The organism is Halomonas almeriensis, assembly GCF_030409235.1.
Taxonomy (GTDB): Bacteria; Pseudomonadota; Gammaproteobacteria; order Pseudomonadales; family Halomonadaceae; genus Halomonas; species Halomonas almeriensis.
Genome location: NZ_JAUFPO010000009.1, coordinates 98,498 through 120,071, shown reverse-complemented (window position 1 = coordinate 120,071; position 21,574 = coordinate 98,498). Strand labels below are relative to the sequence as shown.

Below are 21,574 nucleotides of genomic sequence, written 5' to 3'. Positions count from 1 at the left end.
GGGGTCAGCCGTCATCAGGGTCGGCGGGCGAGCCCGCCGAGGAATCGGAACACACGGCCTCGCGCGCCAGCGGCGCCGATGCCAGAGGGAGAGAATAGGCGCTCGCCGTCTCGGCAAAGAAACGCCGCGCCCGCGCCTGATCGGCACGAATCTCGGCCTTGAGCGCTTCGAGGCCATCGAATTTCAGTTCACCACGCAGCTTGGCACAGGGCGTCACCGTCAGCCGCTGGTCATACAGCTCGCCCTCGAAGTCGAACAGATGCACCTCGAGCACCGGGCAGACGCTGCCCACCGTGGGGCGCCAGCCGATATTCGCCACCCCATCGGCCATCTGGCCATCGGGCAGCTCGACCTTCACCGCATAGACACCCTGCAAAGCCAGCGGCAAGGGCGGCTGCGGCAGATTGGCGGTGGGCACACCGATGGTGCGGCCGAGCTGGCGGTCACGCACCACCCGGCCCGCCAGTTGATACGGGCGCCCCAGCATGTCGGCGGCCTGTTGGAAGTTACCGCAGGCCAGCATGGTCCGCACCCGCGTGCTGGAGACCCGCTCACCGTCCAGCAGGAAGGTCCGCGTATGCTCGACCTCGAAGCCGGATTCCGGCCCGACGGACTGCAGCAACTCGAAATCGCCACGGCGATCGCAGCCGAAGCGGAAATCGTCGCCGACCACCAGATGACGCACGCCCAGCCCCTGCACCAGCACCCGCTCGATGAATTCATGCGCGGTCAGGCTGCGCAGGGCGTCGTTGAAGGGCAGGCACAGCACCCGGTCGGCCCCCAGCTCGGCGAGCCGGCGCACCTTGTCGCGCAACCGGGTCAGTCGCGGCGGCGCCTGATCACCGGCGAAGAATTCCCGAGGCTGGGGCTCGAAGACCACCACCGTCACCGGCAGGGAGAGCACCCGGGCGCGCTCGAGCAACTGCTCGAGAATCGCCTGATGGCCGCGATGCACCCCATCGAAATTGCCGATGGTGGCCACGCAGCCACGATGTTCGTCGCGCAGATTGTGCAACCCTCGAATCACTTGCATAGGCGATGTTCGCGCAGAGACAGCATGGGTGGACAGCATCCTCGGCCGGCCACCCGGTCATCCAGGTGTGCCAGCCTTTCGTAAGAGAGTCGATTATAACGGACCCGACGCCTGCTGACAGCCGCCGCGGTCCGACGGCGCTTCACGGCGTCACCCGCGACGTCCTATGGTCAGCTTTTCATGCGGAAATGACGCAACCGCACCCCGGTGGCGGCCAGCCAGGCGAAATACACCGCCGCCCCGCTGACCACCAGAAGCGCCATCCAGCCGGCCCGCCACGGCAGCGACCAGGCCAGCCACTCGCGCCACTCCGGCGAAAGCCAGACCAGCAGCAGCCCCATGACCAGGCAGCCCCCCAGCAACTGGATGGCATAGCGCCCCCAGCCGGACTGAAAGACCATGATCCCGCGCCGGTACAACAGCGTGCCCAACAGGCCAGCGTTGACGAAGCCCGACAGCGCCGTGGCCAGTGCCAGGCCGGCATGCGCCAACGGCCAGATGAGCATCAGGTTGAAGACCATGTTAGCGCCCATGGCGATCATACCGATGGTCACCGGGGTCTTGGTGTCCTGGCGGGCGAAGAAGCCCGGCGCCAGCACCTTGATCAGCATGAAGGCCACCAGCCCCACCGAGTAGGCGCGAAGACTCATGGCCGCCATCTGGATGTCGTGATCTGTCATCGCCCCATAGTGGAAGAGCGTGATCAGCAGCGGCTCGGCCAGCACCACCAGCGCCAGCGCCGCCGGCATACCGAGCAGCAGCACGGCGCGGATGGCCCAGTCGAGCATCTTCGCGAAGTGCTCCGGCGACTGCTCGGCGTGCCGCTTGGACAGGGCCGGCAGGATCACCGTGCCGATCGCCACGCCGAACACCCCGAGGGGCAGCTCCACCAGACGGTCGGAATAATACAGCCAGGACACACTGCCGGCTGCCAGCAGCGAGGCCAGCACGGTATCCAGCAGCAGGTTGATCTGGGCCACCGAGACCCCGAACATTGCCGGCGCCATCAGCTTGAGAATGCGCCGCACCCCCTCGTGGGCAAAGTTGGGCCAGGGTCTGGGCAGCAGGCGCAGGCGCGCCAGAAACGGCACCTGAAAGGCGAGCTGTGCCGCCCCGGCGATCATCACGCCCCAGGCCAGCGCCATGGCCGGCTCGCTGACCAGCGGCGTGAGCAGCATCGCCGCCCCCACCAGGGAAAGATTCAACAGCACCGGCGTGAAGGCCGGCACGGCGAAGCGCCCCCAGGTGTTGAGTACACTCCCGGCAAAGGCCGTCAGCGAGATCAGCAACAGGTACGGAAAGGTCAGGCGCAGCATGTCGGCGGTCAGCGCCAGCTTTTCCGGGTCGCGGGCAAAGCCCGGAGCAAACCCCCAGGCCAGCCAGGGCGCGGCCAGCATCGCCAGGGCCGTGATCAAGAGCAGCACCGCCGCCAGGCTACCGGCCACCGCGTCCAGCAGCTCGCGCACCTCTTCCTGAGTGCGCTGGGTGGCATATTCCGACAGCACCGGCACGAAGGCCTGATTGAAGGCCCCCTCGGCGAACAAGCGACGCAGGAAGTTGGGCACCTTGAAAGCCACGAAGAAGGCATCCGCCCCCTGCCCCGCGCCGAACAGGGTGGCGATGACCATGTCGCGCACCAGCCCCATCACCCGCGACAGCATGGTCATGCTGCTGACGACCATACCGGAGCGCATCAGGCCGCCGCGGCGCGGCGCCACCTGCTGGGCGGGGTCCTCATTGGCGGCCGGCTCGGGCGTCGGCTCGGAAGGCGGTTGGGGATCAGTCACGAAGCGTTTCCTCGCCGTGCCCGGCGTTTCGTTTCATGGGAAGTGTCGGTTCGCGAAAGACGCCCATAAAAAAACCGGCCGCAGCCGGTTTTTCGATGAGGCGCGGGTAAACGCCCGCGCGCCTCATGGGCATCCGGCGGCGTTACGCGGCCAGGGCCTTGATGCGCTTGTTGAGACGGCTCTTGATGCGAGCGGCCTTCTTCTTAGACAGCGCGTCCTTGTCGGCAATGCGGTCGATCACCGGCTGAGCCTGCTTGAAAGCATCCATGGCCTGAGCGTGGTCACCGCCCTTGATCGCCTTGATGACCTTCTTGACGTAGGTGCGAACCATGCTGCGCTGGCTGGCGTTATGGACACGACGCTCTTCCGCCTGACGGGCGCGCTTGCGGGCTTGCTTGCTGTTAGCCACTGACTGTCTCCTTGGAGAAAGTTGTCACCGCCGGCTACGACGGTTTTAAATAACGTATTGATCCCGCAGAAAAAACCTCAGCCCTGCGGGCCTGGCCATCCGGCCGATCACGCCGCTGGGCGCAATCGCTGATGGGCCGTGTCTGAGAGGATGGCGTATACTATCATGCCGCGAACGGGCTTGCCAGCCTTGTCAAGTGCCGGCGGGACGGCCTAGGCACTGTCTGAAAAATCGGCGAGCGAAGGCTAGACAAGGCGAAAATCTTTGAAAATGCGGAGTTTACAAGGAGTAAATGAGCAATTTGATCGGACTCGCGCGCGAGAAGATTTTCAACGCCGTATAGCCGAGCACAGGCAGTTTTCAGACATTGCCTAGATGACGACCAGGTTGTCGCGATGAATCACCTCCGGCGACTCCATATAGCCCAGTATCGCCTCGATCCGCTGGCTGGGCTGGCCGAGCAGGCGGTGCACCTCCTCGCTGCCGTAATTGACCAACCCCTTGGCGACGCGTTGCCCCTTCGGATCCACGCAGACCACCATGTCGCCGCGCACGAAGTTACCGGAGACGCCCTTCACCCCCACCGGCAAGAGGCTGGAGCCACGGTCGCGCAGGACCGAGACCGCGCCATCGTCCAGGGTCAGAGTGCCACGCACCTGCAACTGCCCCGCCAGCCAGCGCTTGCGCGCCGCCATCGGCGCCCGCTCGGGCAGCAACAGGGTGCCCAGCCGCTCGCCGCCCAGCAGCCGACCGAGCACATTGAGCTGACGCCCGCTGGCGATCACCGTGACGGCACCAGAGCGCGCCGCCAGCTGTGCCGCGCGCACCTTGGTCGACATGCCGCCACGCCCCAGGGCACCACCGCCCCCGGCCATGGTCGCCAGGCGCGGGTCATCCGCCCGGCCCTCGGCAATCAGACCGGCTTTCGGGTCATGCCGCGGGTCGGCATCATACAGCCCCTCCTGGTCGGTGAGGATCACCAGCGCATCGGCCTCCAGCAGGTTGGCCACCAGGGCACCGAGGGTATCGTTGTCGCCGAAACGGATCTCGTCGGTGACCACGGTGTCATTCTCGTTGACCACCGGCACCACCCCGAGCTCGACCAGGGTGCGCAGCGCCGAGCGCGCATTCAGGTAACGCTTGCGATTGGACAGGTCATCATGGGTCAGCAGCACCTGGGCCGTGGTCAGCCCATGACGCCCGAAATGCCCTTCATAGCACTCGGTGAGGCCATTCTGGCCCACGGCCGCCGCCGCCTGCAGCGCATGCACCTCGGACGGCCGGGTCTGCCAGCCGAGGCGTACCATCCCCGCCGCCACGGCCCCGGAGGAGACCAGCACCACCTCGACGCCCTGGCGATGCAAGGCAGCGATCTCGTCGACCCAGCGACCGATCGCCGGCTCATCGAGCCCCCGGCCATCGTTGGTCAACAAGGCACTACCGATCTTCACCACGACACGCCGCATGCGCTTCAGCGCCTCGCGGTCAGGCACCTGTTCGAGATCGTTCATCGGCTCCTCGGTGTTCAAGATACGGGCTGCGGGCTATAAGAGGTAAGAAGTAAGAGGTCAGAGGTCAGACTTTCCTTCTTCCCTCTTCCCTCTTCCTTCTTCAGCGGAACCAGGCGCGCAGGCATTTTCTCAGGGTGCGTACTCGACTTCGATGTCGTACTCATCATCATCAAAGTCATCGTCGTCGTCATCGGCCCGCTTGCGCTTGCGACCCAGCCGCGACTCGGCACGCGCCACCGCCTCGTCTTCCATGCGGCGCTGCATGGCACGTTCGTGCTCGGCGGCTTCGGTGTCCTCGTTTTCCAACTGACGCTGCTCGGTCAGCCAGCGGTGCACGGCCTGCACCAGCGCATCGGTGCCATCGCCACTGATCGCCGAGACACGGAAAACCGGGCCCTGCCAGTCGAGACGCTCGATGATCGCGTCGGCTACCGACTCGCGCTCGTCCTCCGGCAGCAGGTCGAGCTTGTTGAGCACCAGCCAGCGCGGCCGTTCGGCCAGCGTGGGCGAGAACTGCCCGAGCTCGTGCGCAATCGACTGAGCCGACTCCACCGGGTCGCTCTCGTCGAAGGGCGCCACATCGACCACATGCAACAACAGCCGGGTCCGCGTCAGGTGCTTCAGAAAGCGCAGGCCCAGCCCGGCGCCATCCGAAGCGCCCTCGATCAGGCCCGGCACGTCGGCCATCACGAAGTGCTCATGCTGGCCCAGCTTGACCACTCCGAGGTTGGGCACCAGGGTCGTGAAGGGATAGTTGGCGACCTTCGGCTTGGCCGCCGAGACCGACCGAATCAGCGTCGACTTGCCGGCATTGGGCATGCCCAGCAGGCCAACATCGGCCATCACCTTCATCTCGAAGCGCAGATTGCGGCGCTCGCCCTCGGTACCCGGCGTGGTCCGCCGCGGCGCCCGATTGGTGGACGACTTGAAGTGAATGTTGCCCAGCCCGCGACGCCCGCCATGCGCCACCAGCACGACCTGACCGGCTTCGGTCACGTCGGCGATGACCTCGAGGGTGTCTTCATCGATCACCGTGGTGCCCACCGGCACCTTGACGAGCAGGTCCTCGCCGGTGCGGCCGCTCATCTGCCGCCCCTGCCCCGGCCGGCCGTTCTCGGCCTTGTAGAAGCGCTGGTACTTGAAGTCGATGAGGGTGTTCAGCGCATCGTCCCCGATCAGATGGACACTGCCGCCATGGCCGCCATCGCCGCCATCCGGCCCGCCCTTGGGGACGTACTTCTCGCGGCGAAAGCTCAGGCAGCCATTGCCACCCTTGCCAGCCTCCACAATGATCGATGCTTCGTCGACGAACTGCATTACCTATTCTCCCGGCGAATCATGTCGCCATGATACAAGAAGGCCCCGCCGTGGCGGGGCCTTCCTGCGGAGAGCCGGCAAAGACTTAGTGTGCATCATCAGGGCATTGCCTGACGCATCGCGACACCCGGCCCGGCCGACTCCCAGAAGTCCGCGTCGCCTCAGGCAGAGACGATGCTCACGAACTTGCGGTTCTTCGGACCCTTGGTCTCGAACTTGACGTGACCCTCGTCCAGCGCGAACAGGGTGTGGTCCTTGCCGATACCGACGCCCGCGCCGGCGTGGAACTTGGTGCCACGCTGACGGACGATGATGTTGCCCGGAACTGCTGCCTGGCCGCCAAAGAGCTTGACGCCAAGGCGCTTCGATTCGCTGTCGCGACCGTTACGGGTAGAACCCGCTGCCTTCTTGTGAGCCATTGCAAATACCTCGCTCTTGCAGGGGATGGACCGCTTACGCGGAGATCCCGGTGATCTTGACTTCAGTGAACCACTGGCGGTGGCCCTTGCGCGTCATGCTGTGCTTGCGGCGACGGAACTTGATGATCTTGATCTTGTCACCACGGCCGTGAGACACGACCTCGGCCGACACCTTGGCACCGTCGACGTTCGGCGCACCGACCGTGACGTCGTCATCGTTGCCCACCAGCAGGACATCATCGAACTCGATGGTGTCGCCGGTCGGCACTTCTAGCTTCTCGAGCTTGAGCGTCTGGCCTTCCTGAACGCGGTACTGCTTGCCACCGCTCTTGATAACTGCGTACATATCTCTCTCCAGGACTCATCAGGGGTTGGCTCTTCGTCGGCCTGCTTCGAGTGGCACCCGTTCCGGTACCATCTGACAGGGAGCGAGATGAGTGGGTCGCGGATTATAACGATGAAAACGCCCGCCTTCAACTGCCCTGAGCGCTGGACCCAGCGACCTCGAACGGGCACGCTTGACGCCCCACAGGGGGGGCCATAGCATGACACTCAATGGATCATGCCGCCTGCCAGCGCGGCCTGTCATCCCCCCTCTCATCGTACTGCCACGAATATTGCCCTCATGCCCGCCACCACCGCGCCGACACCTCTCAGTACGCCCGACACGCCCATCCACGCGGTGGTCGCCGAAGACTTCGACGCCGTCAATCGCACCATCCAGACCCAGCTCGCCTCGCGCATCCCGCTGGTCGAGGCCATCGCCCAGTACATCGTCGACAGCGGCGGCAAGCGCATGCGGCCCCTGCTGGTCCTGCTGGCAGCGCGCGCCCTGGACTATGAAGGCGACAAGCACATCAGCCTGGCCACCCTAATCGAGTTCATGCACACCTCCACACTGCTGCATGACGACGTAGTCGATGAGTCACACCTGCGCCGCGGCCGCGCCACCGCCAACGACGCCTGGGGCAACGCCCCCTCAGTGCTGGTGGGCGACTTCCTCTACTCGCGCTCCTTCCAGATGATGGTCGGCGTCGGCTCCATGCGCATTATGGAAGTGCTCTCCGCCGCCACCTGCACCATCGCCGAAGGCGAGGTCCAGCAACTGACCAATGTGGGCAACCCGAACGTGGACGAAGCCGCCTACTTCGAGACCATCCAGGGCAAGACCGCCATGCTCTTCGAAGCGGCCTCCCACTGCGGCGCCCTGATTGCCGACGCCACCCCCGAACAGGAAGCCGCCCTGCAGGCCTATGGCCGCTACCTGGGGCTGGCCTTTCAGCTCGTCGACGACCTCCTAGACTACCGCGGCGACGCCACAGCCATGGGCAAGAACGTCGGCGACGACCTCGCCGAAGGCAAGCCCACCCTGCCGCTGATCCAGGCCATGGCCACCGGCACACCCGAACAGGCCAAGATGATTCGCCAAGCGATCCGCCAGGGCGGCCTCGAGCGGCTCGACGAAGTGCTCGGCATCGTGCACGAGACCGGCGCACTGGACTATACCCAGCGCCGCGCCGACGACATGGCCGACAAGGCCCTCGCCGAGCTCGACAAGCTGCCGCCCTCCGAGTACCGCGACCGCATGGCCATGCTCGCCCGACAGGCCGTCGACCGTCAGACCTGACCCCGCCGCAGAGGCACCACAGCGCAACAGGGGCTTGCACACAGCCCCAAAAAACGTATAATACGCATCCGTTGTCGGCCACAAGGCCCGCAAATGCAAAAAACGGAGTATAGCTCAGCTTGGTAGAGCGCTGCCTTCGGGAGGCAGAGGTCGTAGGTTCGAATCCTGCTACTCCGACCAGGAATATCAAGGGCTTGCGAGCAATCGCAGGCCCTTTTCTATTGCTGCCCCGCCATTTGTAACCACTCTGGTAATCACTCGCTGCAAGACTCGGCTCCTCGAAGGTGCTTTTCTAGGCCAGGGCAAACGAGTGAAACAGCTATCAGAAATTTGTAATAGATAGATTTTAGCTATCGAGGTTGGTGACGCGAACAGTGCGCCCACCCCAGCCAGCAGGGTAAATGTGGCCATGGCTCACATTTGGTAGCGAACGCCGCCAGTGGCGAGGTCAATGCGGGCCTGGGCGTGGCGGTTGCCACAGATTGTGTGACCCTCGCTGACGCTGGCCATCTGCGTTTTGGAAATACACTTGGCAGGCGTTGCGATGATCGTCGCATCGAGGCGGTCAGTTCGACCGGCTGGGCTTCAGCCCGCTGGGTGGCCCGGAACAGCGTCCCTGAAAGACACTCTGCCGACTGGCCCTCTTTAAGAGGGTCACAAGATAGCGTTGCGTTTTGCGTTGCGTTTTGCGGTCAGCCACTCCCCAGCAGCAGGATGGTGCCGGGAAAACATGGGAATCTGCACCTTTTCGGAAATGCGGGGGAATCCCGCTTTTCGGTGGTACTTCAGCAGGTGGCCACTTTCACGCGCCAGCTTCGCGCAGCCGGGGCGGCCAACTACAGCCCCGGCACCCGGAAGCGGTGGGCCTACTGGAGTTCGATCTTTTCTTGGCTCCAGCGATTGGCATCGGCCAGGGCGTAAAAGACTGGCATCTTCACCTCAAGCTCAGCACGTCCGAAGCTTCCATCCATCACTGGGGTCAGTTTCTCGCGAATCCCGTTGATCGAGGCCAAAGCATCCTGAAGCTCGGCACCTTGCAGAATGTCCATCAGGCGGCGCTCGGCTTTCTCCAGGTCGGCCATATAGACCCGTTCTGCCACCGCATCATGAACCTTCTGGAGCGAATCCACGCGGTCGCTGACTTCTGCCAGCCTGCGCTCGAGGCCACGCTGGGCAGATTCCTGACGTTGCGCATCCTGCCGGGCCTGCTCTGCCTTCTTCCTGGCCCTCGCCAGGGCTGTTGATGCCGCTTTCTGGCCTTCGTCGTCTTGTGACCCAAGCGCCGCTGACGCTTCCAGGTCATCCAGCTTGGCCCGTGCCTCCTCGGCTTCCTGTTCTGCGAGCCTGGCAGCACCATCATCATCGCCCATCGACGCCAGGGCATTCTGAATGCGGTCCTGCTCCCCCTCGGCTTCCTGGATCTCAGAAGCGATAGCATCGAGTGCCGAGTGGCTGGCTTTCGGTTGCTGCTTCTGGACTTGGGATAGCTGGCTTTCCGCTTCCTGGCGGGCTGCTCGGGCTTCCTGAAGCACTTCCAGGGCGTCGGCCAATGCCTCCTCCTTTTCGTCGATGCTGTCCAGGTGCTGACGCCAGATATTGACGTTCTGCGCGTGCATCTTGGTGCGATCCCGGCGCGGGACTTCATTGATGCGGGCGTTCAGGGTGTTGCGGATAGTCCGGCGCTCACCACCCTCTGGATCGGTAGAACATGCAGCCCCAATGGCCTCCGCCGCTTTACGTGTGGCGGCCTGGGCGCCCAGAAGACAGCGATCTGCTTCCTTCCCAGCTTCTTGCGGGCTCGCGGCCCTGACCGCTTGCTGTGTCTGCTCCAACTGCTCAAGCCATGAATGCCAGTCTTGTGCGCTCATCGGTTCAGTACCTCTCTCGCTTGTCGAATCTCATGCAGTAACAGCAGCCAGCCAGCGGCCTGCGTGTCTCCCTCTGCCGCCATCTCGTTCAGCAACCGATAGAGTTCTGTTCGGCGCTCTCGTGTCGGCGTGGCTTGCTTGCCTCTTGGTGTCATCTCAATCACCTGTACATAAATACAGCTCAGGGCACATTATAGCCCTTTTTTCTGCGTTTTTGGGGCTTATTGGGCGGGGATTTGAAGCGGCTGACATGGCATCGAGTCACCAGCCAAACCAGGGCGAACAGCGACCACCCTGGCGAGGTATTCAGGCTGGCGGTGCCGATCCAGGTGCCGATGATTGCGGGGTGGGGATTCGCCACCTTCGGCACCACGAAACCGCTCAACCATGCGGGTTTATGGCGGGTGCTGCTGACGACCATGAGTTGCCGAAAATTTGTCGAATTCCGCGGCTGCCGTCCCCCGTGACCACTCCTCGGCTGGCTGGAAGAACCTACCGCATGGGGCGCATGGCGCTGCCCGGCGCTCTTCATGTCAGCATTTGACTACATGCTGGCGTTTGTCAGCGAGGGGGCTTGCGGAGACGTTGCGGATAAGTTGCGGATTTCCGCAGCTTATCCGCTGCTCAATACCAGCGAGGGGACTGGCGGAAGTGGCGGATTTCCGCCCTGCATCGGTGCTGACATTTGCTAACAGACTGCGCACCTTTCCTGCGTACCGGGTGCGTACCGGGTGCGTACCTCAGAAAACCATCAAAGCGGGCCGGCTTCGCCAAACATCTGGCGGAGCTGTTGCTCTAACCCCTCCAGAGCCATCTGGTCGTAACGCTCGATGCGTTGGATCAGTGTTCGGTGGGTATGGCACCGCATCCACTTCGGCTTGGGTATGCAGGGGGGCGGGAGTATCCAGCATCCCGTGATCACAGCCCAGCCTGCTGCGCAGCTTCCACGATTGATCCAGGGCGGCGTCACGCTTCGCACGCTGCTGGGACGAGTAGTTGACGCCGACACAAGATCGGCAGGCGAAGACCCTGTCAGCCAGCAGCTTGGCGCACCGCTTGCCACAGCATGGGCAGCGGAACATGGCCCGTTCGCCACCCATGTGGCAAGGCAGCCACTCCACCCCCACGCTGTAGTCGTATGCCTCACCAGCGCAGTTGTAGCTAAGACGCAGCGTCTCCCGATCAATGCACGCTAGCGATATGGACGACGTGTGCTCACCGTCACGGTTCCACCAGCCCCATTCGCACTGGTGGCCAGGTGTCAGCGCGCCCTCACGGTTCAGCTTCCCGGCTGGAAGCTTCCGGTACGATTCGACGGTGCCTTTCTGACGCGCTGTCATAACCTAAACCCACTGGCTAACGTGCAAAGAAACCTTCGTTCAGCAGGGTAGAGCTACCGCATGTCTTCCGGCAGCAGGTCGTCGGTGTTCATGGCCACGCATAGCGGGTCGAGAGTGCCGTAGGTTTCGCCGCGGTCCACCTTCGCTTCCCAGTCCTCGCATGTTGGCCAGTCCTGGCTTTTGTCGAGAAGGTAGTCTATGCGGGCCCAGAACAGCTCATAGATTGCAGGCGTGTTGACCATGTTCTGCATGGAAGGTGAGGTCATCACCGATGCACCACCGCCTCCAGTCGGCATTCCTGTCATATTGGCTGCCTGCATGGAGACATAGGCGTTGGCTGTCAGGTCCGTATCGGAAGGCTCGGTCTTGATCTGCCAAGTATGCGTGCCCCTGGCTGCCGCCAGGACCATATAGAGCGACCAGTCGTGTTCAACGATCATGGCGTGCTCACCTGGGTAGGCGAAGTCTGTATCGTCCTCGTCCGACAGCTTGAACACCGCCTCGGCGGCTTTGTAGAACTCGCGCTCGCTTACTCCGTCATACGTGCGCTGCGTCGTGGTGATGAAGTCGTCGCGGCTCATGGTCTGTTGATTGGCGCACCCCGAAAGAAAGGCGCTTGCGATGATCATGGCAGTTAGGTATCGCATTATTGGTCCTTATCAGTTCCCTGTGTGGTGAGGGGCCCGCAGGCCCCGTCAATAACATAACCATGAGGGGTTCCGGTGGAAACATCGATCGTCACGCATCCGGGCTTCGCACCTTTACCTGCGCACCAGTGCACACCGATCTCGCGAACCTTAGAAAACATAAGATTGAACCTTAGCATTCCTTAGCATCGGTTGGCCGGGGCAGGTGGTCACGGGAAGTCACGCTGCCACCAAGGCCAGCCACACGCGCTTAGTGACCGGGAAAAAACCTTCACGACTGCACTGGCCGTCCGCCGCGTCCACTCTGTCCACCATGCGCGTGCGCGTACTGTTCCGAAAATCATCAGACTGGCCATGCAGGGGGAGTAGCGTGGCATCAGCCCGGCATAGGCGTGCCGGGCAAGGTAGGAATAAGTAGGGGAGGAAGCCGGCGTTCGAAGCGCCAGCCCTTTTAGGGACCATCAAAATCATCAGAGTCTCGTGCCCCTTCATAACGGCCAGTGCTGATATAGCTTCGCTTTGGTAGGCTTGCCCCATCCATTTGCTCGACTGCCAAGAGTATCGCCATGAGTGCCGACCTTCATGACCTGCTGGACCGCTATCGCCAGCATGCCCGTACCCCGCGTGAACTCGGAACCTACTTCGAGGAGCTGGTACAGGCCTGGATAGAGCACGATGACGTGCAGCGTCAGCAGTATGACCAAGTATGGGCCTATGCCGATTGGGTTGAGCATGTCGGTAGCGAAGCGTCGGCCCAGGACACGGGCATCGACCTGGTGGCGCGCATCCGGGGTACCGAGGACCACTACTGCGCTATCCAGTGCAAGTTCTATAGCCGCTCCCACCGGCTGCAACGCGGCGATATCGACTCCTTCATCAGCGCCTCGGGCCGTTCGCCTTTCGTTGAGCGCTTGATCATCGACACCACCGATGTGGCCCCCAGCCACAATGTCACGGCTTTGCTTGGTGATGCCGATCAGTATATTCCCACTCGCCGTATCGGCCTGCGTGACCTCCAGGAAAGCCGTATCGACTGGTCGCTGTTCGCCCAGTCCGGGAAGGTGACGCTGCGCTCGCGCAAGACCCTGCGCCCTGACCAACAGGAAGCACTAGAAGGAGTCGAAAAGGGACTGGCCACGGCGGATCGCGGAAAGCTCATCATGGCCTGTGGTACCGGCAAGACCTTCACCAGCCTGCGTATTGCCGAGAAACTGGCGGGCCAGGGCAAGCGGGTGCTGTTCATGGTGCCTTCGCTGGCGTTGATGTCCCAGACAGTGACGGAATGGAGCCAGGATGCTGAAGTCGAGCTGCGCTCCTTCGCCGTGTGCTCGGATAGCCATGTCGGCAAGCGTAAATCGGATGATGTGGCCGACCTCCAGCAACATGACCTGACCTTTCCGGCGACCACCCGTGCCGATGCGCTGGCGCGAGAAGCCTCACCGGAAGCGCCGGAGGCCATGACAGTCGTCTTCGCGACCTATCAGTCGATCCAGGCGGTCAGCGATGCCCAGGGCCATGGGCTGCCCGAGTTCGACCTGATCATTTGCGATGAAGCCCACCGCACGACCGGCGTGACGCTAGCGAAGGAAGATGAATCTAACTTCGTGCGCATTCACAACAATGCCCATGTGGCAGGTCGCAAGCGCCTCTATATGACGGCCACGCCGCGCATCTTTGGTGAGCAGGCACGCAGCAAGGCCGACGAGCATGGTGCCGCGCTGTGCGACATGGATGATGAATCCCTGTTCGGCAAGATGCTGTTCCATCGTGGCTTCGCCTGGGCAGTTGAAAACAACCTGCTGACCGATTATCGGGTCATCGTACTGGCCATGGACGAAACCCTGGTCAGCGGCGGTGTGCAGACCCTGCTATCGGAAGAAAATGAACTCAAGCTGGATGATGCGTCTCGAATAGTTGGCTGTTACAAGGCGCTGATGAAGGAAGGTGCCGGGTTGCGCGACGAAAACCCCATGCGCCGCGCACTAGCCTTCTGCCGCGATATCAAGTCCTCCAAGCTGATGGCCGACCAGTTCACCCCGGTTATCGAGGAGTATCACCAGCACAGCTTTGGCGATCAGCCATTGCCCCTGAGCTGCGAGGTGCAGCACGTTGATGGCACCTATGATGCCAGCTCGCGGAATCAACTGCTGGATTGGCTCAAGGGTGACAGCGAAAGCAACGAGTGCCGCATCCTCAGCAATGCCCGCTGCCTTTCCGAAGGCGTGGATGTACCGGCGCTCGATGCCATCATGTTTCTGCATCCCCGGCGTTCCACCATCGACGTGGTGCAGTCGGTGGGACGAGTCATGCGCCGGGCGCCCGACAAGCAAATGGGCTACGTCATTCTGCCCATCGGCGTGCCTCACGGTGTGACGCCTGAAGAAGCGTTGAATGATAACGAGCGCTACAAAGTCGTCTGGCAGATTCTCAATGCCCTGCGTGCTCACGATGAGCGCATGGATGCCACGATCAACCGCGCCGGTCTCGGCGAAGACGTGTCCGACAACCTGGAGATCATCGGGGTCAATCAGGAACTGGATGCCATCACCCAGGTCAGCGACAGCTTGCCCACCCGATCCAGCGGCTCATCAGATCGTGCCGATATTGGCGGACATGGTGGTACTGACCCAACCCCGGATAATGACGAAACGGGCCAGATCCAAGAGCAGTTCGGCATCAACTTCAATGAAGAAGTCAGCAAGGCCATCATCGCCCGCATCGTCAAGAAATGCGGCACACGCGACTATTGGGAAGACTGGGCCGGCGATATCGCCGACATTGCCCGCCGCCATATCATCCGAATCGAGACCACGCTGGCCGATGACCAGGGAGCGGCCCGCCAGGCATTCGATGCCTTCCTGAACGAGCTGCGTGACGACCTCAACGAGGCCATTAGTGAAACCGAAGCGATCGAGATGCTGGCCCAGCACCTCATTACCCGCCCGGTCTTCGAGGCTCTGTTCGAGGGCCATGAGTTCACACATAACAACCCTGTTTCGCAGGGCATCCAGAAGGTGCTCGACGCCCTGGACGAGCATAACCTGGCTAAGGAGTCCGACTCCCTGGCCAAGTTCTATGAAAGCGTCCGGCGTCGTGCCGAGGGCGTGCAATCATCCGAAGGTAAGCAACGCCTGATCAGTGAGCTTTACGACAAGTTCTTCCGAGGCGCCTTCCCGCGGCTGACCGAACGCCTGGGCATCGTCTACACGCCCCCTGCCGTCGTGGATTTCATGCTCCACTCGGTGAATGACGTGCTCCAGCAGGAGTTTGGCCAGACACTGGGCAACCAGGGGGTGCACATCATCGACCCCTTCACGGGCACGGGCACCTTCATCACCCGGCTGCTGCAATCAGGGCTGATACGCTCCAATGAGCTGGCGCACAAGTACCGTCATGAAATTCATGCCAATGAAATCGTCCTGTTGGCTTATTACATCGCCGCCATCAATATCGAAGCGGTATACCACGAGCTGAATGAGGGCGAATACGAGCCCTTCGAAGGCATCTGCCTGACCGATACCTTCCAGATGTATGAAAGCGATGACCAGATTGCCGGGCTGCTGGAAGATAACTCGGAACGCCGAAAGCGCCAGAAGGCCTTGGACATCCGCGTCATCATGGGCAACCCCCCCTATTCGTCCGGCCAGGACAGTGCCAACGATAATAACGCCAATATCGGTTATCCCCGGCTTGATGGCTCTATTCGCGAATCCTACGCAGACCGCTCCAACGCAACGCTGAAAAATTCGCTTTATGACAGTTATATTCGCGCTATCCGTTGGGGTAGTGACCGGTTGGGCAAGGATGGCGGTGTGATGGCCTATGTCACCAATGCGGGCTGGCTGGACGGCAATGCCATGGATGGCCTGCGCCAGTGCCTGGCCGAAGAGTTTAGCAGCCTCTATGTCTTCCACTTGCGTGGGAACCAGCGAACCAGCGGCGAACAGTCTCGCAAAGAAGGCGGGAAGATCTTCGGCTCGGGCAGTCGCGCACCGATTGCCATCACGCTATTCGTCAAGAATCCACAGTCTGCTGCACAGGGCAAGATCTACTTCTACGACATCGGTGACTACCTGAGCCGTGAAGAAAAGCTGAAAACCATCACCCACCTGCGCAGCCTCAAGGGCATCGAGCAGGCCCATGGCTGGATCACTGTCGAGTCGAACGAGTATGGCGACTGGCTGAACCAGCGGGATGATAGCTTCAATGACTTCATCCTGATGGGGGACAAGAAGAATAAAGACGAAACACAGCTCTTCAGGAATTACTCGCAGGGTGTCAAAACCAATCGTGATGCCTGGTGCTACAACGCCTCCCCAGCCAAGGTCAAAGACAACATGCGAGGCATGATTGACTTCTATAACAGCGAAGTCGATCGCTACGCGGCAGCCGGTGGGAAAAACGCTGGCCTCAAGGTCAACGACTTTATCGACACCGACCCCACCCAGATCAGTTGGGACCATGCTCAAAAAGTTGGCATTGAACGTGGTCGCTACGGAAACTTTGAAGATGGCACTATCGTTAAAAGCATTTATCGCCCATTCACCAGTTCATACCTTTACTTCAGCAACTTCTTCAACAACCGCACCTACCAAATGCAAAGGCTCTTCCCGACGCCGGAGGCAAGCAATCGGGTGATCTCTGTCACTGGCATTGGTGCTGGAGCAGATTTTTCGACACTGATGGCTGACTCTGTTCCTAACCTCCATTTTATGGATACCAGCCAGGTTTTTCCTCTCAAGGTCTTCGAGCCAGCAGCATCCCAGGGGCGTGACGACCTCTTCAGTGATGAAAATGATTCACCTGACGGCTACACGGCTGAGGATGGCATCACCGATGAGGGGCTGGCGCATTTTCAGAGTGCCTATCCGGATCAGGCCATCAGCAAGGAAGATGTTTTCTATTACATCTATGGCTTGCTGCATTCGCCGGAGTACCGTGAGCGCTACCAGAACAATCTTTCGGTCCAGTTGCCACGCATCCCGCGTGTCAGCACTTATGAAGCTTTCCGCCACTTCTCTGATGCCGGGCGTAAACTGGCTGATCTGCATGTCGATTTCGAAGCAGTGACGCCCCATGAGCTGGAGATCGAGGTTTCTGGTGGTCGCGGCCTCGCCGAGCTGACGCCTTACGAGCTGCGCGTCGATAAGCCGTGGAAGTTCGGTAAGAAGGGCAAGGAAAAGGACAAGACGGTCGTCAAATACAACGACCTGATCACCCTGAAAGGCGTGCCGTTGGAAGCCTATGATTACGTCGTCAACGGCAAACCAGCGCTGGAGTGGGTGATGGAGCGGCAGCGCGTCAAGGAAGACAAGAAAAGCGGCATCGTCAACGACGCCAACGACTACGCCGTCGAAACCATGGGCGACCCCGCCTACCCGCTAAAGCTGTTCCAGCGCATCGTCACCGTCAGCCTGGAAACCATGCGGATCGTGCAAGAGCTTCCGCCGCTGGATATTCAGAAATAAGCTGTTCCGTCTGCATCGCGAATGTGGGGCCGTAGCGGCCCCATTGGCTATCACTGGCGGCGTGCGGCATCCCGGCACCGCGCCAGCTCCCGCTCGATGGCCAGGCGGATAAACTCGGCACGGTTGCAGTGCCGATGGTGCTGGGTTTGCTCCATCAGGGTATCGACGGCTTCCACCAGGTCACGCTCCACGCTCACGATCAGGCGCACGGGATCGGCCAGGCGTCTCGGGTTATGGCTCATCGTCTTCACTCTCCCTGCCAGTGGTCGGCAACACCAGGTCGATGCTGGGCGGCTCCAGGTCTATATCGGGTAGTGTCATATCCAGTTCTACCGGAGTGTCGAGGTCGATTTCTGGGAGCGTGGTATCCAGCTCCAAAGGCGTATCGAGGTCGATGGTCGGCAATGCGTCATCCATGCTCAGGCCCCTTTTATAGTCGGTAAATTCTCGGCCCCAGCAGGTGCCAGGGCCATCAGAATCAATGCAGCGGGTTGGGTGGTGTGGTGCGTAGCTGGTCGGCTATCCCTTCCGCCTCAGCATGGGCCAGCAACGCCTCCTCGCTGGTGTCCAGGGCTTGCGCTACATCAGCCAGGTGGAACAGCGGCTTGCCGTTCTCATCGACGCCTGATGGCTTCAGGCCCGGAAAAAACGTCTCCATTCCCTCTTGTAGCGTTTCCAGGATGGGGGCGCGTAGAAACATCGGGTGGTCCTCATCGTGCGCCCGGTGAATCATCGTCTCGGCATCGTCTGGTGCCACGCCATCGAAGAATCGACGGCTGGCCATGCGCTCGATGTTCTCCAGCAGGGCGGCAATATGGGCGGCCAGCGGCTTCTCCAGGCGTTCTGGCGGCAAGGCGAGGCGATGGGCGGCCCATGTCTGGCCGGGCGTCAGGTGGCCAATGCCACGGCCCTGCTCGGCGGCTTCGGTGATGCTGGCGCGGGTGATCGTCGTCATTGTGAATGCCTCTATTCGGTCGCCTGTTCTATGTCTGTTCTGAACAGGGCAAGGCCCGCCGCAACGGGCCTGTTCTCGACGTGGTGATCAGGGCTGGATGCTGGCGTCGGCCAGCAGGCGGGTAATGAACAGGTTGGCCGCTCGCCTGCCTGCATTCTCCCGCTTCGGCGGGCTTGGCTCCTGTTCGGCAGCCTCCCGCCAGGTCTGGACGTATCGCTCTGCAAGGCGTTGTTGCATGCGGGGATGCACACGGGATAAGCCGCTCTGGATATGCGCCTTGTCCTCCGGTGCCAGCGGGCATTGATCGGCCATCCATTCCAGCCAGCCAGGGCGTGTTGTGGCGCTGTGATTGGCTCCCTGGGGCTTCCCTCCCCCTACCAGCGCCAGCACCTTCTCCCGGCCCTGTTGATCCGTCTCAGCCGTCGCCAGTGCATCGTCGATGCGGGCGGCCAGGTCAGCGCGTGATGCTCGATCCATCGGCCCCATGGCTTGACGCATGGCATGGATCACGTCATCCCCAAGCTGGCGGCCTACCTGCACTGTCAGCGCCTGGATGATCGTTTCAATGTCAGCGAGGGGGCTGGCGGAAATGGCGGGAGTGGCGGATTTCCCACAACCACGGGCTTTATCGGTGGCGGGAATGTGGCGGATAAGTGGCGGGAGTGGCGGATTTCCGCCACTTTGCTCTCGTTCCTGTTGCTCACGCGCCAGACTTTGCTCCTCTGGCTGGGGTGTATCCACGATTTCAGCCGGGGTATCGGCTTCCCACAAGCGGCGGCCCTGTTCGATTAGGTCGAGCATGCTTGCACCTCCCGCCAGGCACGTGGCTTGCCGTGTTGGTTGCTGGCACTGATTTCCAGGTGGCCTGCATCGACCAGGAAACTCAGCAATGATCGAGCCTTTCTGGCGCTTCGGTAGTCACGGTGCAGCCGGTTGAAGTCGTCGGCTGTGATCTCACCACCGTTATGCTGTATCCACTCCAGCAGGTCACGCGCGGCCATGGCCTGTTGATCCTGTTGGGCCTCATCGGCGCGGGCGTGCATGCTTTCGAGGTAATACCCGATCAGGCGGCCAGCACGCTCGACATGCTCCACTTGCGGGTGATCGAAGCCTTCCACCGTCGCCAATACAGCAGCAATCCTGGCGGCGTTCTCGGCGGCTTTGCTGGCAGCTTCCTGGATACCGTCGAGTTGACCACCCTGCCCGAGTTGAGACTCGATGCCGTCGTGAAGCTGGCACCAGGCGTCGAACGCCTTTCCCTCGATCTTGGCAGTACGCAGTTGCAGTTCCCCGGTACGCTCATCGGTATCGAGGGGCTTGCGTATCAGCTCGGACAGGGTGCTCCAGTATCGACCGATATCCGGATCATTCCTGGCCCCTTGGCTCAGGTCGCGTCCCTTTAACAGCCGCGTGCCGACCATGCTTGGCTCCTGTACCACCAGGAAACGCGCCAGAAAGCCTTGGCCTTGCAGCAGTGGGTCGGATAGCACTTCCGTGGCGACGACCGGCTGCATCATCAGGTGTGCGGATAACCGGCGGCCTGCCAGGATGCCCGACTCCCCGCTGGCCCCTCGGGTGCGGGTGATTGGGTCGCCATCCCATAGCTTCGATAGCATGGCGATGATCCGGCCTCGATTTTCCTCCCGCATTCCGTGGCCTCCGAAAAAACCGATCCCTTCACCACTGAACAGGCCCGCCGTGGGGCGCCCTTCCGCGAAGTGTCGATAAACGCCTTCGGCGGTTGGCTCCTCGAAGGTGACGGTTGGCCTGGGCGGTGGTGTCGGCATCTCCCGATCAAGCCGCGCAAGCTCCTCACTCAGACGCTTGCGGTCGGCGTCCGATATAGCCTCCTTGCCTTTCGGCTTGTATTTATTCTCGATGCTGGCGCGTTGCATCTCCCACGCCTTGAGGTTCGCCTTGTACTCGGCCTGTTCAGCGCCTTCCGCCTCGCGTAGCTCCTGTTCGTATTCTCGAATAGGGGCCAGCGCCAGCTTGTCGAGGGCGGTCTTCCGTTCCCCCGATTTGGCGACCGTGATGGCGAACAGCGATACCGGGCCGGTGCCTATCGAGCCGCGTTGCACATCGCAGTGTGCTTGCATGGCCAGCGATGCAGCCGCCAGCACGGATTGGCCCGCCATGCCCTCCGGCGCTTGGACGTGATGCGCCAGGCGCTTGGCGGCATCCCCGAGAATCGAGCCAAGGGCATCGAGGGGGTAAGCTGGCGCTTCGGCGCGTTCGGGCAATGGCTCAGGTGACAGGTCGATACGCTTTCCTCTGGTGGGGCCTTCCTCGGCAAGCTGCCGGTGGGCATCCTCGATCTGGCTTTGCACGGGGCGGAGGTTGGGTGCGGTATTCATAGACTCACCTCCCCGCCGATTGCCGCCAGGTCATTCCAGTCGGTGCCCTCGGCTCCCTGGGGAAACTCAGGCCACACGCATCGACCGCCAACGGCGCTGGCCGCTGCCCTGCCTGCCGTGATGCCGGGGTTCCCATCGGTACGATGATCGTTGTCAGCGGCCACGATGATGGCCAGGTCGGGGTGACGGGCGCGAAGGGATCGAGCCACCGGCAGCAGGTTGCCTGCATCCATCGCGCAGGCGACCGGGTAGCCCGTGGCTTGATGCAGGGTGTGGCCAGTGGCGACGCCTTCGCAGACCAGCAGCGGGACGCCAGGGCGCAAGCCGCCGACGGGATAGTAGGCGCCTTTCTTCCGGCCTCCGGTGCGGAAGCGTTTGGAGCCGTCCGGGCCGATGGTCTGGAAGTTGGCCAGGATCAGCTCGTGATACAGCGGCACGATCAGCTTGCCGCCGTCCTGGCGCAGTGCCAGCGGCGGTATGCCCTTCTTCACCAGGTATGGATGGGCGGGATCAGCAGCAGGGAGGCCGGGCCATTCATGGCGGCACTGTCGGGCAACATGAGCCCTTTCGCGCTCTACCTCGGCCTGACGCTCACGGCTGGCGCGTTCGGCTTCCTGTCGGGCCTGTCGGGCGGCCTCGGGGTCTTGCTGGCCGTCGGGAAAGACGGTGTTCTGTTCGCCCGTGCCCCAATCGCCCCACACGGCTACGTTGTGGCGACACACCAGCCAGACACGCTTGTTTCCACGCTTCCCGTCGGGGTGGTCATGCCGGTGAATCTGGCCATCCTGAGCAGGGGTGACGCGCAAGCCAGTAGCGGCTAAAATTTGATCAGCCAG

Annotated in this window: 17 protein-coding genes, 1 tRNA gene and 1 pseudogene; 4 read left to right on the top strand and 15 right to left on the bottom strand. The window is 62.0% G+C overall.

The genetic code is table 11. The features are described from left to right. Window positions 1-4: 4 nt before the first annotated feature. From ribF to rplU, 7 genes are all read right to left on the bottom strand, one after another. Window positions 5-1,033, bottom strand: a complete 1,029-nt coding sequence (gene ribF, locus QWY74_RS07415; RefSeq protein ID WP_264824297.1) for a bifunctional riboflavin kinase/FAD synthetase — start codon at window positions 1,031-1,033, stop codon at window positions 5-7. Between the two features lie 170 nt (window positions 1,034-1,203). After that, entirely contained in the window at window positions 1,204-2,727 is a 1,524-nt protein-coding gene (gene murJ / locus QWY74_RS07410; protein ID WP_264824414.1) for a murein biosynthesis integral membrane protein MurJ, read from the bottom strand. Between the two features lie 235 nt (window positions 2,728-2,962). Beyond that, complete coding sequence (gene rpsT, locus QWY74_RS07405) at window positions 2,963-3,229, bottom strand: 30S ribosomal protein S20 (RefSeq protein WP_141320701.1); 267 nt, start codon at window positions 3,227-3,229, stop codon at window positions 2,963-2,965. 371 nt (window positions 3,230-3,600) lie between these two features. After that, window positions 3,601-4,740 carry a glutamate 5-kinase gene (proB, locus tag QWY74_RS07400; protein WP_264824298.1) on the bottom strand — a complete coding sequence of 380 codons (1,140 nt, stop codon included), beginning with the start codon at window positions 4,738-4,740 and terminating at the stop codon, window positions 3,601-3,603. Window positions 4,741-4,869: 129 nt separating this feature from the next. Continuing rightward, entirely contained in the window at window positions 4,870-6,057 is a 1,188-nt protein-coding gene (gene cgtA / locus QWY74_RS07395) for an Obg family GTPase CgtA (protein WP_264824299.1), read from the bottom strand. Between the two features lie 161 nt (window positions 6,058-6,218). Continuing rightward, window positions 6,219-6,476: a 50S ribosomal protein L27 gene (gene rpmA, locus QWY74_RS07390; protein ID WP_264824300.1), complete on the bottom strand. Its 258-nt coding sequence runs from the start codon at window positions 6,474-6,476 to the stop codon at window positions 6,219-6,221. A 34-nt stretch (window positions 6,477-6,510) separates the two neighbouring features. Beyond that, window positions 6,511-6,822 carry a 50S ribosomal protein L21 gene (rplU, locus tag QWY74_RS07385; RefSeq protein ID WP_141320709.1) on the bottom strand — a complete coding sequence of 104 codons (312 nt, stop codon included), beginning with the start codon at window positions 6,820-6,822 and terminating at the stop codon, window positions 6,511-6,513. Window positions 6,823-7,101: 279 nt separating this feature from the next. Between rplU and ispB the strand changes: the two genes are divergently transcribed. Continuing rightward, on the top strand, window positions 7,102-8,103 hold the full coding sequence (gene ispB, locus QWY74_RS07380) for an octaprenyl diphosphate synthase (RefSeq protein WP_264824301.1): 1,002 nt from the start codon (window positions 7,102-7,104) through the stop codon (window positions 8,101-8,103). A 103-nt stretch (window positions 8,104-8,206) separates the two neighbouring features. Then, window positions 8,207-8,283 (top strand) — tRNA-Pro (locus QWY74_RS07375). Window positions 8,284-8,969: 686 nt separating this feature from the next. Here the strand turns inward: QWY74_RS07375 and QWY74_RS07370 are convergent. Both QWY74_RS07370 and QWY74_RS07365 read right to left on the bottom strand, forming a co-directional pair. Next, window positions 8,970-9,971: a hypothetical protein gene (locus QWY74_RS07370; RefSeq protein ID WP_290314074.1), complete on the bottom strand. Its 1,002-nt coding sequence runs from the start codon at window positions 9,969-9,971 to the stop codon at window positions 8,970-8,972. Between the two features lie 1,393 nt (window positions 9,972-11,364). Beyond that, a complete protein-coding gene (locus tag QWY74_RS07365) occupies window positions 11,365-11,940 on the bottom strand; it encodes a hypothetical protein (protein WP_290314073.1) in 576 nt (191 codons plus the stop codon). A gap of 584 nt (window positions 11,941-12,524) precedes the next feature. Between QWY74_RS07365 and QWY74_RS13050 the strand changes: the two are divergent. Together QWY74_RS13050 and QWY74_RS07355 are read left to right on the top strand one after the other, a co-directional pair. Beyond that, window positions 12,525-12,950, top strand: a pseudogene (locus QWY74_RS13050) (restriction endonuclease); the annotation flags it as partial. A gap of 69 nt (window positions 12,951-13,019) precedes the next feature. Continuing rightward, window positions 13,020-17,426, top strand: coding sequence for a DEAD/DEAH box helicase (locus QWY74_RS07355; protein WP_290314071.1), 4,407 nt, complete (start codon window positions 13,020-13,022; stop codon window positions 17,424-17,426). Window positions 17,427-17,476: 50 nt separating this feature from the next. On the opposite strand, the gene QWY74_RS07350 is transcribed toward QWY74_RS07355, so the two are convergent. From QWY74_RS07350 to QWY74_RS07325, 6 genes are all read right to left on the bottom strand, one after another. Further along, window positions 17,477-17,668, bottom strand: coding sequence for a ribbon-helix-helix domain-containing protein (locus tag QWY74_RS07350; RefSeq protein ID WP_290314070.1), 192 nt, complete (start codon window positions 17,666-17,668; stop codon window positions 17,477-17,479). Next, a complete protein-coding gene (locus tag QWY74_RS07345) occupies window positions 17,658-17,843 on the bottom strand; it encodes a hypothetical protein (protein WP_290314069.1) in 186 nt (61 codons plus the stop codon). Before QWY74_RS07345 ends, QWY74_RS07350 begins: the two co-directional genes overlap by 11 nt. A gap of 61 nt (window positions 17,844-17,904) precedes the next feature. Next, window positions 17,905-18,381, bottom strand: coding sequence for a hypothetical protein (locus QWY74_RS07340; RefSeq protein WP_290314068.1), 477 nt, complete (start codon window positions 18,379-18,381; stop codon window positions 17,905-17,907). Between the two features lie 87 nt (window positions 18,382-18,468). Further along, window positions 18,469-19,182, bottom strand: coding sequence for a hypothetical protein (locus QWY74_RS07335; protein WP_290314067.1), 714 nt, complete (start codon window positions 19,180-19,182; stop codon window positions 18,469-18,471). Continuing rightward, window positions 19,170-20,738, bottom strand: coding sequence for a YfjI family protein (locus QWY74_RS07330; protein ID WP_290314066.1), 1,569 nt, complete (start codon window positions 20,736-20,738; stop codon window positions 19,170-19,172). The genes QWY74_RS07335 and QWY74_RS07330 overlap by 13 nt, the downstream gene beginning before the upstream one ends. After that, window positions 20,735-21,544: a toprim domain-containing protein gene (locus QWY74_RS07325; protein ID WP_290314065.1), complete on the bottom strand. Its 810-nt coding sequence runs from the start codon at window positions 21,542-21,544 to the stop codon at window positions 20,735-20,737. The genes QWY74_RS07330 and QWY74_RS07325 overlap by 4 nt, the downstream gene beginning before the upstream one ends. Window positions 21,545-21,574 lie beyond the last annotated feature (30 nt).